This window comes from Micromonospora sp. NPDC005194, from assembly GCF_040608335.1.
GTDB lineage: Bacteria > Actinomycetota > Actinomycetes > Mycobacteriales > Micromonosporaceae > Micromonospora.
Genome location: NZ_JBEXIA010000018.1, coordinates 48,444 through 61,858, shown reverse-complemented (window position 1 = coordinate 61,858; position 13,415 = coordinate 48,444). Strand labels below are relative to the sequence as shown.

Annotated in this window: 15 protein-coding genes; 7 read left to right on the top strand and 8 right to left on the bottom strand. The window is 73.4% G+C overall.

The window, feature by feature from the left end; genetic code table 11:
* Positions 1-64 precede the first annotated feature (64 nt).
* Together ABZU53_RS17455 and ABZU53_RS17450 are read right to left on the bottom strand one after the other, a co-directional pair.
* Positions 65-487, bottom strand: coding sequence for a preprotein translocase subunit TatB (locus tag ABZU53_RS17455; RefSeq protein WP_354855954.1), 423 nt, complete (start codon positions 485-487; stop codon positions 65-67).
* A 76-nt stretch (positions 488-563) separates the two neighbouring features.
* On the bottom strand, positions 564-1,910 hold the full coding sequence (locus ABZU53_RS17450; RefSeq protein ID WP_354855975.1) for a trypsin-like peptidase domain-containing protein: 1,347 nt from the start codon (positions 1,908-1,910) through the stop codon (positions 564-566).
* A 281-nt stretch (positions 1,911-2,191) separates the two neighbouring features.
* On the opposite strand from ABZU53_RS17450, the gene ABZU53_RS17445 reads away from it, so the two are divergent.
* The gene (locus ABZU53_RS17445; protein WP_354855955.1) at positions 2,192-2,779 is read left to right on the top strand and encodes an O-methyltransferase; all 588 of its coding nucleotides are present in this window, start codon (positions 2,192-2,194) and stop codon (positions 2,777-2,779) included.
* Between the two features lie 3 nt (positions 2,780-2,782).
* Here ABZU53_RS17445 and ABZU53_RS17440 read toward each other — a convergent pair whose 3' ends face one another.
* Entirely contained in the window at positions 2,783-4,270 is a 1,488-nt protein-coding gene (locus tag ABZU53_RS17440; protein ID WP_355066723.1) for a leucyl aminopeptidase family protein, read from the bottom strand.
* A 148-nt stretch (positions 4,271-4,418) separates the two neighbouring features.
* Positions 4,419-4,586, bottom strand: coding sequence for a DUF3117 domain-containing protein (locus tag ABZU53_RS17435; RefSeq protein WP_007455245.1), 168 nt, complete (start codon positions 4,584-4,586; stop codon positions 4,419-4,421).
* Between the two features lie 190 nt (positions 4,587-4,776).
* Between ABZU53_RS17435 and ABZU53_RS17430 the strand changes: the two genes are divergently transcribed.
* From ABZU53_RS17430 to ABZU53_RS17415, 4 genes are read left to right on the top strand one after another with little or no spacing between them, the layout of a single operon-like run.
* The gene (locus tag ABZU53_RS17430) at positions 4,777-5,595 is read left to right on the top strand and encodes a PaaX family transcriptional regulator C-terminal domain-containing protein (protein WP_007455243.1); all 819 of its coding nucleotides are present in this window, start codon (positions 4,777-4,779) and stop codon (positions 5,593-5,595) included.
* A 4-nt stretch (positions 5,596-5,599) separates the two neighbouring features.
* Positions 5,600-6,391, top strand: a complete 792-nt coding sequence (locus ABZU53_RS17425) for an enoyl-CoA hydratase-related protein (RefSeq protein ID WP_354855957.1) — start codon at positions 5,600-5,602, stop codon at positions 6,389-6,391.
* A 59-nt stretch (positions 6,392-6,450) separates the two neighbouring features.
* Positions 6,451-7,749: a DUF1800 domain-containing protein gene (locus ABZU53_RS17420; protein ID WP_355066722.1), complete on the top strand. Its 1,299-nt coding sequence runs from the start codon at positions 6,451-6,453 to the stop codon at positions 7,747-7,749.
* Between the two features lie 16 nt (positions 7,750-7,765).
* Positions 7,766-9,007 carry a DUF1501 domain-containing protein gene (locus ABZU53_RS17415; RefSeq protein WP_354855959.1) on the top strand — a complete coding sequence of 414 codons (1,242 nt, stop codon included), beginning with the start codon at positions 7,766-7,768 and terminating at the stop codon, positions 9,005-9,007.
* On the opposite strand, the gene ABZU53_RS17410 is transcribed toward ABZU53_RS17415, so the two are convergent.
* The gene (locus tag ABZU53_RS17410) at positions 9,004-9,627 is read right to left on the bottom strand and encodes a hypothetical protein (RefSeq protein ID WP_355066721.1); all 624 of its coding nucleotides are present in this window, start codon (positions 9,625-9,627) and stop codon (positions 9,004-9,006) included. The two genes, ABZU53_RS17415 and ABZU53_RS17410, sit on opposite strands and share 4 nt — an antisense overlap.
* A 25-nt stretch (positions 9,628-9,652) precedes the next feature.
* Positions 9,653-10,222 (bottom strand): DNA-3-methyladenine glycosylase I, encoded by a 570-nt coding sequence (locus ABZU53_RS17405; protein ID WP_355066720.1) that lies wholly within the window; start codon positions 10,220-10,222, stop codon positions 9,653-9,655.
* A 138-nt stretch (positions 10,223-10,360) separates the two neighbouring features.
* On the opposite strand from ABZU53_RS17405, the gene ABZU53_RS17400 reads away from it, so the two are divergent.
* Positions 10,361-11,254, top strand: a complete 894-nt coding sequence (locus tag ABZU53_RS17400) for a sterol desaturase family protein (RefSeq protein ID WP_355066719.1) — start codon at positions 10,361-10,363, stop codon at positions 11,252-11,254.
* Here ABZU53_RS17400 and ABZU53_RS17395 read toward each other — a convergent pair.
* Both ABZU53_RS17395 and ABZU53_RS17390 read right to left on the bottom strand, forming a co-directional pair.
* Complete coding sequence (locus ABZU53_RS17395; protein WP_354855963.1) at positions 11,199-11,696, bottom strand: SRPBCC family protein; 498 nt, start codon at positions 11,694-11,696, stop codon at positions 11,199-11,201. The genes ABZU53_RS17400 and ABZU53_RS17395 overlap by 56 nt on opposite strands.
* Positions 11,693-12,370 (bottom strand): DivIVA domain-containing protein, encoded by a 678-nt coding sequence (locus ABZU53_RS17390; RefSeq protein ID WP_355066718.1) that lies wholly within the window; start codon positions 12,368-12,370, stop codon positions 11,693-11,695. Before ABZU53_RS17390 ends, ABZU53_RS17395 begins: the two co-directional genes overlap by 4 nt.
* A gap of 151 nt (positions 12,371-12,521) precedes the next feature.
* Here ABZU53_RS17390 and folP point away from each other — a divergent pair, with 151 nt between their 5' ends.
* The gene (gene folP / locus ABZU53_RS17385; protein ID WP_355066717.1) at positions 12,522-13,391 is read left to right on the top strand and encodes a dihydropteroate synthase; all 870 of its coding nucleotides are present in this window, start codon (positions 12,522-12,524) and stop codon (positions 13,389-13,391) included.
* Positions 13,392-13,415 lie beyond the last annotated feature (24 nt).

The following is a 13,415-nucleotide window of genomic DNA, read 5'->3' as shown; positions in this document are numbered from 1 at the left end:
ATCGACGACGCCCCGCCGGCCCACTCGGGCCTGCGGGGCGCTTTCGTCTCGGTGCCGTACCCGCTCAGGTGGCGTCGTCGTAGCTGGCCCGCGGAGCCGGTGCCGGCGAGGCGCCGGTGGCCGTGCCGGACCGGGAACCGTTCGACCGCGGGTCCGCGGCGTTGGCCACGTCCTTCAGCTCGTCGTGCACGCCGCTGACGTCCGCGCGCAGGTTGTCGTAGACGCCCTGCATGGGCTTGCGGATCGCCGCCTCGTCCTCCTCGCTGAGGAGGTGCTTGCGGATGAAGGCCTTCGGGTGCAGATCCTCGAGCTGGATGTCGGTGCCCAGCTCGCGACTGAGGTCGCCGGTGGCGTTGCGGGCCATGTTGCGCAGATTGCGCACCATCCGCAGGCCGTCGTTGATCACGGCAGGCAGCCGGTCACCAAAGATCAACAGCGCCAGGAGCAGCAGCGCCCCGACTTCCCACATGTTCAGGTTCTCGAACATCCCGCGGGCCTCCTCTCGGCGTCAGCAGCAAGACTACGCACGTCGGACGGTTTTCCGGCAGGGGGTGACCCGCTGTTCACTTGGCATCCGCGGCGAGGGTCACCGACGTGTTCTGCCGAGCGGCCCCCCGCCGGAACTCGACGGTCACCACCGAACCCGGAGCGAACTTGCGGACCAGGGCGATCAGGTCGGTCGGCTCGGTCATCGGCCGGCCGTTGAGCTTCAGGATCACGTCGCCGACCTTCAGCCCCGCCCCGGCCGCCGGCCCGGAGGGCTCCACGGCGGCCAGCCGTACGCCGCCGTTGGCACCCGCGCCCGGGCCGCCGACCTGGGCGCCGATGACCGTACGCCGGGCCTTGCCGGTGCCGATGATGTCCTGGGTGACCCGCTTGGCCTGGTTGATCGGGATGGCGAAGGCGAGCCCGATGTTGCCGGCCTCCTGCCCCTCGGCCACCAGCGACTTGATGGTGGAGTTGACCCCCACCACCCGCCCGGCGCCGTCGACCAGCGGGCCGCCGGAGTTGCCGTGGTTGACCGCGGCGTCGGTCTGGATGGCCGCGTAGTAGCGCACCGGGCCACCCGGCTCGCCGGCCTGCATCGTCCGGTCCAGGGCGCTCACGATGCCGGCGGTGACCGTGTTGGCCAGCGACAGGGGTGAGCCGATGGCGAGCACCGGGTCGCCGACGGCAAGCGCGTCGGAGTCGCCGAACTCCACCGGTCGCAGCCCTGTCCGGTTCACCTTGATCACCGCGATGTCGGACTCCGGGTCCTGACCGACGACGGTCGCCGGAGCGGAGGTGCCGTCGTTGAAGATCACCGAAGCCTTGCCGTTGCTGCCGGCCACCACGTGGTCATTGGTGATCACGTGACCGTCGGCGCTGGCGATGAAGCCGGAGCCCTCGCTGGTCCCGCCCAGGCTGCTCACCCGGACGGTGACCACGCTGGGCAGGACACGTTCGGCGACTCCGGCCAGTGACTCCGGCTTGCGCTGGGCCAGCACCGGCGGCTCCGCGGCCTGCGCGCCGAGCACCGTGCCGGCGGCGCCACCACGCACCGCGAACGCGTAGCCCAGCGCGCCACCGAGGGTGCCCGCCAGCAGCGCGGTGATCACCGGGATGAGCAGCAGGTGACGCAGCGTCGGTCGGCCCGGCGCGTCCGGGTCGGTGACCGGCTCGGGCTCGGTGCCGGCCGCCACCACCCCGGGCACCACCACCGCGGCGGGCGCCGCCGGGTCACGCCACGGGTCGCCGAGCGCGTCGGACCACCAGGGCGACGCACCGGCCGCAGCCGCGGGCGCGGTGTCGCTCCCCGGCGTGGTCGGCGGCCCCGTCGGTGGGGCCCCTGCCCCGGGCGGGCTCGCCGGAGCCGGAGTCTCACCGCCCCGGCGCCAATCCCAGCCGTCGGTCACGTCGGTGCCTCCCAGTCCGTCCCCGGATCCCGCGCGGCGTCGCCCGGCCACGGTTCGGCGCGGTCGAGGCTGACGGAATACCGCTTCCAGGATTGCACGGATGCGCGCGGTGGAGTCAGCGGTTGCCTCCGGCGATCGCGAGGGGACGGAGGCGCGGCTGCGCCTCCCGCCGGTCGCCTCTACGCTCACAGTGCCAACCCGCCCCCGCACCACGCACCGCCCGGAGGTGCCCCATCGCCACGGTCGCCGGTTCCGGCAGTTCGACGACCCAGGCTCAGCAGTTCGCCGAGTCGTACGTGACCGAGGATCTCGTCCTACGGACCGCCCGCAGCCTGGCCCACGAGGTGGGCCTCGACGCGGTCACCCCCGGAGCGGGTGCGGCGCTGCGGCTGCTGGCCGCGGCCGGTAACGCCCGCGCGGTGGTGGAGATCGGCACCGGCACGGGCGTGAGCGGTGTCTGGCTGCTGCGTGGCATGCGCGCCGACGGCGTGCTCACCACCATCGACGTGGAGGTGGAGCACCAGCGGATCGCCCGGCGGATCTTCACCGAGGCGGGCTTCGCCGCCGGCCGTACCCGGATCATCACCGGTCGTGCCCTGGACGTGCTGCCGCGGCTCGCCGACGGGGCGTACGACCTGGTCTTCGTCGACGCCGAGGCGACCGGATTCCACGCCTGCGTGGAAGCGGCGCTGCGGTTGCTGCGCCCGGGCGGCGTGCTCGCGCTCAACGGCATGCTGGCGCACGGTCGGATCGCTGACCCATCCGCCCGGGACGCGGAGACGGTGACGGTCCGCGAAACGATCAAGGCGGTCCGGGAGTCGGAGCACTGGATTCCCGCGCTGCTCCCGGTCGGGCACGGGGTGCTCGCCGCCGTGAAGTGCTGATGGTCAGTCGACGCCGGCCAGCCAGCGCAGCAGGGAGCGGACACCCCAGCCGGTCGCACCGCGGGTGAGCTCGGCCTGGTCGCCATCCGCCCAGGACGGGGCGGACATGTCCAGGTGCAGCCAGCGATCCCGGAGGTCGCCGGTGAACTCGCGCAGGTAGAGCGCGGCCGTCACCGATCCGGCGCCCTGCGCGGGCGCGCTGTAGAGGTCGGCGATCTCGCTGCCCAGGTACTCGACGTAGTCGGTGTGCAGCGGCATCCGCCAGGCCGCCTCGCCGGCCGCCCCGATCGCGGCCAGCAGGTCGGCGGCGAGCTCGTCGTTCTCGCTGTAGAGGGCCGCGGTGCGCTTGCCCAGCGCCACGGCGTTGGCGCCGGTGAGGGTGGCCAGGTCGATCAGCAGATCGGGCTTGAGCTGCCGCACCGCGTACGCCAGGGCGTCGGCGAGGACCAGCCGGCCCTCGGCGTCGGAGTTGGTCGTCTCGCTGGTCGTCCCGCCGTAGTGCCGGATCACATCGCCGGGGCGGAACGCCGAGCCGCTGACCATGTTCTCGGCGAGCGGGGCCAGGGTGGTGACGCGGACCGGCAGGCGCAGCGCCGCCGCGCCGAGGGTGGCGGCGACGACCGCCGCCGCGCCGGCCATGTCCTTGCGCATCAGCTTCATCGCCGGCACCGGTTTGATCGAGATGCCGCCGGTGTCGAAGGTGATGCCCTTGCCGATCAGCACCACGTGGGTGCGCGCGTTCGCGGGATGCCAGTCCACCTCGACCAACCGGGGGCCACTGGCCGATCCGCCGCCCACGGCGAGGATCCCACCGAAGCCCTCCGCGGCCAGCTCGGCCGGGCCACGCACCGTCAGGCGCAGGTCCGGCAGGTCGGCGGCGGCGGAGGCCACCTGGTCGGCGAACCACTGCGGGGTCTTCACCGAGGAGGGGGTGTTGGTCAGATCGCGGGCGAGACGGGTCATCGCGGCGGTGGTCCGCGCCGTGGCCACGGTGCTCTCGTACGCCGTCGGGTCGGCGAGCAGCAGATCGACGCCGGCGAGCGCGGGCGGGTCGTCGGCGTCGGTCAGCCGGAACCGGTACGAGGCGAGCAGCAGCCCCTCGGTCAACCCACGGACCGCGTCGGGGGTCACCTCGGCCGGCAGCGCGATAGTGATCTGCGTCTCATCTGCCGCCGAGCGGGCCAGAGCAGCGCCGGCAGCCCGCCAAGACGACTCCCCGCCGTCGCCGATACCGAGCAGCACCAGCCGACCAGGGCTGCGCCCGGGACGCAGGTGGGTACGGATCTCGCCGGCCCGGCCGCTCAGTCGGGCGACCGGCACCAGCGCGGCAGCCTCCTCGGCGGTGCCGTCCGGCGGCGTCACGGCGGTGGGCGCCAGCTCCGCCGGGGGGTCACCTCCCGCCGCACCTCCCGCCGCCGGATCGGTGGGGCGGACGGGCAGGACGAGGACGTCGAGCCTGTCGGGCTCGGCGAGCGGACGGATGGCGAGCACGCGGAACCGTACCTCCAGGAAATGTCGCAGAGTGGGACCGAGCCATCGCCCGCCCACGCCGATGAAGACCCTGAGCCACCGGCGAATCCGGTGGCTCAGGGTCCAAGGAACGCTCCGAGCGGCGTACGCCGTCCGGGTCGCTCCTCACTCAGCCGGCGGCTGCCTTCAACGCGTCACCGAGCGCGTTGGCCTCGTCGGGAGTCATCTCGACGACGAGCCGGCCACCGCCCTCCAGCGGGACCCGCATGACGATGCCCCGACCCTCCTTGGTGACTTCCAGCGGACCGTCGCCCGTCCGCGGCTTCATCGCCGCCATGTTGTCTCCCCTCAGACCTACACCAGGGTCGGTGGGTTGCCCCACAGCCACTTCGTCACGACCTCCCGCAACTCTCGCGGGGGTGTCGACAGACGATTTTCCCTGATGAACACCGCCGGACCCAAACCGGAGCAGCATTGATGTAACAGCATCTAGCTTATCTTGAGAAGGCCTGTCACAATGTGCGGTCATGCAGGCACGGTCGGCTCTCTTCGACCTGTACGGCGACCACCTCCGACCGAGGGGTGGCCGGGCACCGGTCGCCGCCCTGGTCAAGCTACTGGCGCCGTTGGGAATCGCGCCGCCCGCCGTTCGCACCGCCGTGTCCCGGATGGTGCGTCAAGGCTGGCTCGACCCGCTCCGGCTGGCCTCCGGACCGGGATATTCGATCACACCAAAAGCCGCCCGACGACTCGACGAGGCGGCGGCCCGGATCTACCGAACCGGTCGGGTCACCTGGGACGGCCGGTTCGATCTGCTCGTGCTCGACGCCCCGGGTTCCAGGCGGGACCGGCAGCGACTCGCCGCCACCCTCAGCTTCCTCGGCTACGGCACGCTCGACGAGCAGACCTGGGTGGCGACCCGGCCCGCCGAGGACGTCGACCTGTTGCTGGCCGAGGCCGGCATCCGGTTCGAGCGGTTCACGGCCTCGCACTTCTCCGGCACCCCCGGCGCGATGGGCGTCGTCCGCCGCGCCTGGGACCTGGCCGAGATCGGCCGCGCGTACGAGCGGTTCGTCGCCGACCAGCGCCCCCTCCTCGGCGCGGTCACCGTGCGCAGCAGCGACGAGGAGGCGTACGCGGCCCGCTTCCGGCTGGTGCACGCGTGGCGTACCTTCCTGTTCCGGGACCCGCAGCTGCCCCCGGCGCTGCTGCCCGAGCGCTGGCCCGGCACCGCCGCCGCCAGCTTCTTCGACCGGCACGCGGCCCGCCTGCGTCCGGCCGCCGACCGGTACGTCGAGCAGTGCCTCGACGCCGGCAACCGCATCGTTCGACAGAAGGGTCGTTAGACACGTGACCGAGCCGTTGCTCGTCGACCGGACCGACGCCGTCGTCACCCTCACCCTGAACCGGCCGCAGGCGATGAACGCGCTCGACCTGGCGCTGAAGGAGGCGCTGCGGGACACGCTGGCCGAGCTGGAGACCGACCGGTCCTGCCGGGCGGTCGTGCTGGCCGGGGCCGGTGGAGCGTTCAGCGCCGGGCAGGACCTGCGCGAGCACGTGGCCACCCTGGGCAACTCCTCCGCGCCGCCGCTGGACACCGTGCGGGCGCACTACAACCCGATCGCCGCCCGGCTGGCCAACCTGCCCAAGCCGGTGGTGGCCGCGGTTCGCGGGATGGCCGCCGGCGCCGGCGCGTCGCTGTCCTTCCTCGCCGACATCCGGATCGGCGGCCCGAGCACCAGCTTCCTGATGGCCTTCGCCAAGGTCGGCCTCGCCGCCGACACCGGCGCCTCCTGGACGCTGCCCCGACTGGTCGGCCACGCCAAGGCCGTGGAGCTGCTGATGCTGGCCGAGCCGGTCCGCGCCGAGGAGGCCTGCCGGCTGGGGCTGATCACCCGCCTGACGGACGACGACGAGCAGGTGCTGCCTGTCGCGCAGGACCTGGCGGCCCGGCTCGCCGCCGGCCCCACCGTCGCGTACGGGGCCATCAAGCGGCAGCTCTCGATCGCCGACGCCGGCACGCTCGCCGACGCTCTCTCGGCCGAGGCGCAGGCTCAGGCGATCTGCGGTGCCACCGCCGACCACCGGGCGGCCACCCTCGCGTTCGTCGCCAAGCAGAAACCGGTCTTCGAGGGACACTGAACGCGATTCGCACCCCGCCCTTACCGTCCTCGTACGCGGGCCGCCTAGCGTCGGACCGCATGAGCGATCGTGAAGCGGTGGCGCACCTGCTGCGTCGGGCCACCTTCGGGCCGACCGCCGACGAGGTGGACGCGGCCGAGCGGGCCGGGCCGGCGGCGACCCTGGACAACCTGCTCGCCCCCGGGCGAGCCGACCGGGGCGCCGCGGCCACCCCGCCGCCGACGCTGCCGGCGGACCCGTACGCCGCGCTGACCAAGGAATCCACTCGCGAGCAGCGGCAGAAGGCCAACGCCCAGCGCCGAAAGCAACTCCAGCAGGTGACCCTCTGGTGGCTGGACCGGATGGTCGCCGCCGAGGACGGGCTGACCGAGAAGCTGCTCTTCTTCTGGCACGGGCACTGGGCGACCAGCGCGCAGAAGGTCAAGTCGGCGCGGGTGATGCTGGGCCAGTTGGAGACACTGCGCCGCCACGGGCGCGGGCCGCTGGCCCCGCTGGTCGCCGCGATGGTGCGCGACCCGGCCCTGATCATCTGGCTGGACGGGCAGAAGAACACCCGCAAGGCGCCGAACGAGAACCTGGCGCGCGAGCTGATGGAGCTGTTCACCCTCGGCATCGGCGCCTACACCGAGGCCGACGTGAAGGCCGGCGCGCGGGCGTTGACCGGCTGGGTGGTGGACCGGCGCACCGGCGTCGCCCGTCTCGAGGCCAAACGGCACGACCCCGGGGAGAAGACGATCCTGGGACAGACCGGCCGCTTCGACGCCGAGGCGTACGCCGGGCTGCTGGCCGCCCAGCCGGCGGCGGCGACGTTCGTGGCCGGGCGGCTCTGGTTCCGCTACGCCGGCACCGACGTCCCGGCCCCGGACGGCCTGGCCGGCGCGGACACCGTCGCCACCCTGCGCACGCTGTTCTCGTCGCCGGCCTTCGCCCAGACCCGGGGCACCCTCGTGAAGCAGCCGGTGGAGTGGATGGTCGGCGCGCTGCGACAGCTCGGCGTCCGGCCCTCCGCCCTGCCGGAGCAGCAGCGCAAACAACTGCTCTCCGGCCTGAACGCGCTGGACCAGGTGCCGCTGCGGCCGCCCAGCGTGGGCGGCTGGCCGGCCGGCGCCGCGTGGCTGACCACCTCGTCGTTGCAGGCCCGGCTCCGGATGGCCGGGATGCTGGCCACCGCGGCCACCCCGGCGGTGCTGGCCCGGCTGACCGCCGCGCCCGTCGCCGGCCGCCCGGACGCTCTGGCCCGGCTGCTGGTCGTCGACGGCTGGGGCGCCCGGACCCGGGCCGCCCTCACACCGTTGGCCGGCGAGCCGCGCAAGCTGCTGGCCGCCGGCCTGGTCAGCCCCGAATACACCGTCAGCTGAGCGGAGGAGTCGAGAAGTGGACACCCTGACCCGACGCAAGTTCCTGCTCACCAGCGGGGTGGTCGGCGCGGGCGCGCTGGCCGCCGGCGCCGGCGCGTACGGCCTGCGGGACCTGCTGGACACCGCCGGGGACCGTGACCCGCAGTCGCGCACGCTGGTGCTGGTCACCCTCTACGGCGGCAACGACGGCCTGAACACCGTCATCCCGTACGGCGACCCGGCCTACCGGGCGGCCCGCCCGGAGCTGGCGTACCCCGACGGCGAAGTGCGGCGGCTGGACGACGATTTCGCCCTCAACCCGGCGCTGGCCGGGCTGCACCAGCGCTGGTCGGGCGGCGGGCTCGCGATCGTGCGCGGGGTCGGCTACCCGAAGCCGGACCGCAGCCACTTCCGGTCGATGGACATCTGGCACACGGCGCAGCCGGACCGGCCGGGCAACACCGGTTGGCTCGGCCGCTGGCTGGACGGGGCGGGCGGCGACCCCCGGCTGGCCGTCTCGTTCGAGCCGGCGCTGCCGCCGCTGCTGGCCGGGGCGCACAGCGCGGGCGCCGCCGTGCCGGTGACCGACCGCAAGGCCGCCAAGGGGCTGTCGGCGGAGACGCTGAAGGCGTTCTCCGCCGCCGAGGCGGGCGAGTCGGCGGCCCGGGGCCGTGCCGCCGCCTGCTTCGCCGACCTGCGGTCGGTGGACGAGATGATCCGCCAGGTACGCGACTCCGCCGCCGCGGAGGCGGACGACCCGGACGGCGAGCAGGCGCCCGCCACGGCCACCGGCGGGGCACGAACCCCGCTGGACGCGCAACTGGACCTGGTCGCGCAGTGTGTGGAGGCGAACGTGTCCACCCGGGTCTTCTCGGTGTCGCTGGGCGGCTTCGACACGCACGCCGACGAGAAGCAGTTGCAGGCCGTCCTGCTGGGGCAGCTGGACCGGGCGTTGACCGCGTTCGCCGACCGGATGAGTCGCAGCGAGGCGGGCCGGAAGGTGGTGGTGGCGGTCTACTCCGAGTTCGGCCGTCGGGTCCGGGCCAACGCCTCGGACGGCACCGACCACGGCACCGCCTCCGACATGCTGCTGCTCGGCGCGGGGGTGCGCGGCGGCTGGCACGGGGACGCGCCCAGCCTCACCGACCTCGACGACGGCGACCTGAAATACACCACCGACTTCCGGGACGTCTACGCCACGCTGCTGGAGCGGGTGTTGGACACCGACCCGGGCCCGGTGCTGGCCGACTGGCGGGGGCGACTCGACAAGCTGGTCTAATCGTCCTCTTCCGGGTCCTGGTTGGCCTCCGCGCCCAGCACGAACGCCTGCATGGCCAGTTCGTCGCCGGCCGGTGACACGAAGGCCGGCAGCTCGCGCGGCCCCAACTCCTGCACGTACGACCAGAACAGGCGCACCGCCTCGGCCGGCGTGCCGGCCTCGATCGGCAGGTCGAGGCTGACCAGCCAGGTGCGCCGCGCCGGGGGCGGGCCGAGCTGGTCGGCCAACGCCCGGAAGGCGGCCGGCTCCAGTGCGGTGACCGGCCCGTCGAGGGTGAGCAGGTCGGTCGGCACCGGCTCGTCGAAGGCCCGCCGGGTGTACGTCACGACGAGCGTCCCCGGCTCGATGTCGGACTGCGGATCGTCCGGATCCTCGGAGTGCCGCTGCGTCGGCGCGGTGACCCGGCCGAGGGCCACCAGTCGCGGCGGCGCGTCGGCCAGCACCGCCACCCGGTCACCGGGGCCGGGACGCCCGACGTCGGTCAGCCCGGTCAGCTCCAGGGAGTCGTGGTGCACGAGCCGCTCGGCCTCGTAACGCTCCGGGGGCAGCAGCACGGCCCAGGTGCCCGGCCCGTCGGCGTTGCCGGCCGCACCGGCCCGGTACGCGGTCTCGGTCGTCATGCCTGCCATCCCATCACGCCGCCGTTCAGCGGGTGACGTGACAGCCGACGATGTGATCGTCGACCATCCCGGTGGCCTGCATGAGGGCGTACGCGGTGGTCGGGCCGACGAACCGGAAGCCGCGCTTCTTGAGTGCCTTGGCCATCGCCGTCGACTCCCCGGTGATCGGCGCCAGCTCGGCGAACGAGGCGGGGCGGGCCGGCCGGCGCTCCGGCGCGAATGACCAGAGCAGCGTGGAGAGCCCCTCGGGCAGCTCCAGCGCGGCGCGGGCGTTGGCGATCGCCGCCTCGATCTTGGCCCGGTTGCGGACGATGCCGGCGTCGGCGAGCAGCCGGGTCACGTCGGTCTCGCCGTAGTCGGCCACGGTGGCGATGTGGAACTCGTCGAAGGCCAACCGGAACGCCGGGCGTTTGCGCAGGATGGTCAGCCAGGACAGGCCTGACTGGAACGCCTCCAGGGTCATCCGCTCGTAGAGCGCGTCGTCGCCGCGCAGCGGCCGCCCCCACTCGGTGTCGTGGTAGACGACGTAGTCCGGGGTGCTCGCCCCCCAGGCGCAGCGGGCCAGCCCGTCGGCGCCGATCACCAGGTCACTCACGTCGCACACGCTAGGCCATCGCACCGACAGCCCATTGCCACCGGCCACTTCGCTGCCTATCGTGCTTGTTACCGACCGGTAGGTCAGGGTCACCCAGCGGGGCGTCCCCGGCCGACGACGGCGAGTGGAGGCGGCGCGATGAAGGAATTTCCGGACGTCATCGCCTGGTCGATCCCGGCCTTCCTGCTGCTCATCGTGCTGGAACGGGTCTCCTACCTGCTGCACCGCGACGACGACGAGGTCGGCTACGGCGGCGCGGACACCGCGACGAGCCTGGCGATGGGGCTCGGCAGCGTCTTCACGGACCTGCTCTGGAAGGTGCCGATCGCCGCCGCGTACGCGCTGCTCTACGCGCTCACCCCGCTGCGGATCGCCGAAATCTGGTGGAGTTGGCCGCTGATCCTGCTGGCGCAGGACTTCTGCTACTACTGGTCACACCGGGGCCACCACGTCATCCGGATCCTCTGGGCCTCGCACGTGGTGCACCACTCGTCGCAGCGGTTCAACCTCTCCACCGCGCTCCGGCAGCCGTGGACCGGGCTGACCAGCTGGGTTTTCTACATCCCGCTGATCCTGGCCGGCGTACACCCGGCGGTCGTCGCGTTCTGCGGCTCGGTCAACCTGCTCTACCAGTTCTGGATCCACACCGAGCGCATCGAGAAGATGCCGCGCTGGTACGAGTTCGTCTTCAACACCCCGTCGCACCATCGGGTCCACCACGCTTCCCAGGGCGGCTACCTGGACCGCAACTTCGGGGGCATCCTGATCGTCTGGGACCGGCTGTTCGGCTCGTTCGCGGCCGAACGGGAGCGCTGCGTCTACGGTCTGACCAAGAACGTGGGCAGCTACAACCCGGTGCGGGTGGCCTTCCACGAGTACCTCTCGATCGCCCGGGACCTGCGCGCCGCCGTGACGTGGCGGCACCGCGTGGGGCATCTCCTCCGAGCGCCGGGCTGGCAGCCGGCGCCGGGCGTGGTCAGGGCAGTCGGCCCTGCTCGACCAGACGGCCGAACCTCTTCAGCGCCTGGGTGAGACCCAGCTTGGAGCCGGGCCAGAGCACCGGCCACGCCAGCCGGCCGGCCCGGCCGCCCGGCAGATGGAACCACTCGTGCCAGACGACCTGGGTGCGAGCCTGGCCAAGTGCGGTGCAGCGCAGGACACCCGGGCCGCGCAGCACCTGGCCGTGGTGCACCACGCCGATCTCGTACGGCTCGTCGACCCGGACCACCCGCATCTCGTCGCGCAGCGTCGCCCGGCCGAGCGCGGTCACCGCCTCGATCCGGCTGCCCTCGCGCCCGTCGCCCTCGACGACCCGCACCTGGGTGAACGGGATCCAGTCCGACTGCCGTTCCCAGGCGAGCAACGCGGCGAAGACCCGGGCCGCCGGGGCGTTGACGATGACCGTGGCGGTCACCTCACCGGCGCCGGGTTGCGCCGCCTCCTGAAGATCGTCGGCGCCCTCCGGACCGGTCACGCCGACTCCGACCGGACCACCGCGCCGTGCTGCCCGACCCCACCAGCCGGCTCGTCCTCGGCCGGCTCGTCAGCCGTCCGATCGCCGTCGGTCGGCGTGCGGTCGCTCGAATCGCCGTCTACCGGCTTGTGCGCGGTCGGCTCGCTGTCGGCCGGTCCGTGGGCCGGCTCGCTGTCGGTCGGCTTGTGGGCGGTCGGCTCGCCGTCGGCCGGTGCCACGCCGTCGGCGTCGGCCGCCGAGGAGGTGGGAGCGGGCAGGTCGTCGGCCGGCGACACCTCCGCATCCGACTCCGCCGTGGTCGCGCCCGGCACCGCCCCGGCGGCTTGCTCGCGGGCCTGGCGCAGCACGTCCGCGTCGTCGGTGCGGCCCTCGCGCAACGCGATGACCTCCGCCTCCAGGACGCCGATCAGCTCGGACTTGTAGCCGATGTCGTAGGCCGCACGGCGCATCGCCTGGTCGACCTGGGCCATCCGGTACCCGCGCAACCCGGTGTCGAAACGGACCGCGCCCACATCGGATTCCCGCAGTGGCCGGGTGCCCGGCAGCGGGATGGCCTGCGAATCCGGTTCGGTCGGCGCGAGGCCGGGATCCCGGCCACTGACCAACACCGTCACGCCGAAAACCACCGCCGCGACGGTCAACGCCACGACCAGGAGGAGCAGAAGCTGACCCATGCACTGATCGTGGCACGACAGCCGGCTGGGAGCGACCCCACCACCCCGATCGCGATCCACGCCCACGCCCGCCCCGCGCGTCGGCCGACCGACCGGCTAGCGTCGGTAGCGGCCGGAGCGGCGGCGACGGTGCGGACAGTCGGGAGGCGTCATGGCCGGGGCACTTCGGCTTGGTGGGCGGACGTTCGCCCAGGGTGAGCTGGTGGTGATGGCCATCGTCAACCGCACACCGGACTCGTTCTTCGACCGGGGCGCCACCTTTGCCGCCGACAGCGCGCTGCGCGCCGTCGAGCGGGCGGTCGACGAGGGCGCGGCGATCATCGACATCGGCGGGGTCAAGGCGGGGCCGGGCACCGAGGTGGACGTGGCCGAGGAGATCCGGCGCACGGTGGACACCATCGCCGCCGTACGGGCCGCGTTCCCGGAGGTGGTGATCTCCATCGACACCTGGCGTGCCGAGGTGGCGACGGAGGCCGTGGCGGCGGGTGCGGACCTGCTCAACGACACCTGGTCGGGCGCCGACCCGGCGCTCGCCCGGGTCGCGGCGAGCACCGGCGCCGGCCTGGTCTGCTCGCACGCCGGCGGGCTGGTCCCCCGGACCCGGCCGCACCGGGCAGCCTTCGACGACGTGGTCGCCGACGTGGTCGAGACGGTGACCGGGCTCGCCGGGCGCGCGGTGGCGGCCGGGGTACGCCCCGACGGCATCCTCATCGACCCGGCGCACGACTTCGGCAAGAACACCCGGCACTCCCTGGAGATCACCCGCCGGCTGGACGAGCTGACCGCGACCGGCTGGCCGGTGCTGGTGGCGCTCTCCAACAAGGACTTCGTCGGCGAGACGCTGGACCTGCCGGTGGCCGAGCGGCTGGAGGGCACGCTCGCCGCGACGGCGGTCTCCGCCTGGTTGGGCGCTCGGGTGTTCCGGGCCCACCAGGTCGGGCCCACGCGTCGGGTGCTGGACATGGTCGCCTCGATCCGCGGCGACCGTCCGCCCGCGGCGACCCGGCGGGGTCTGGCCTGAGTCGCCCGGTCGGTGCGGCAACCG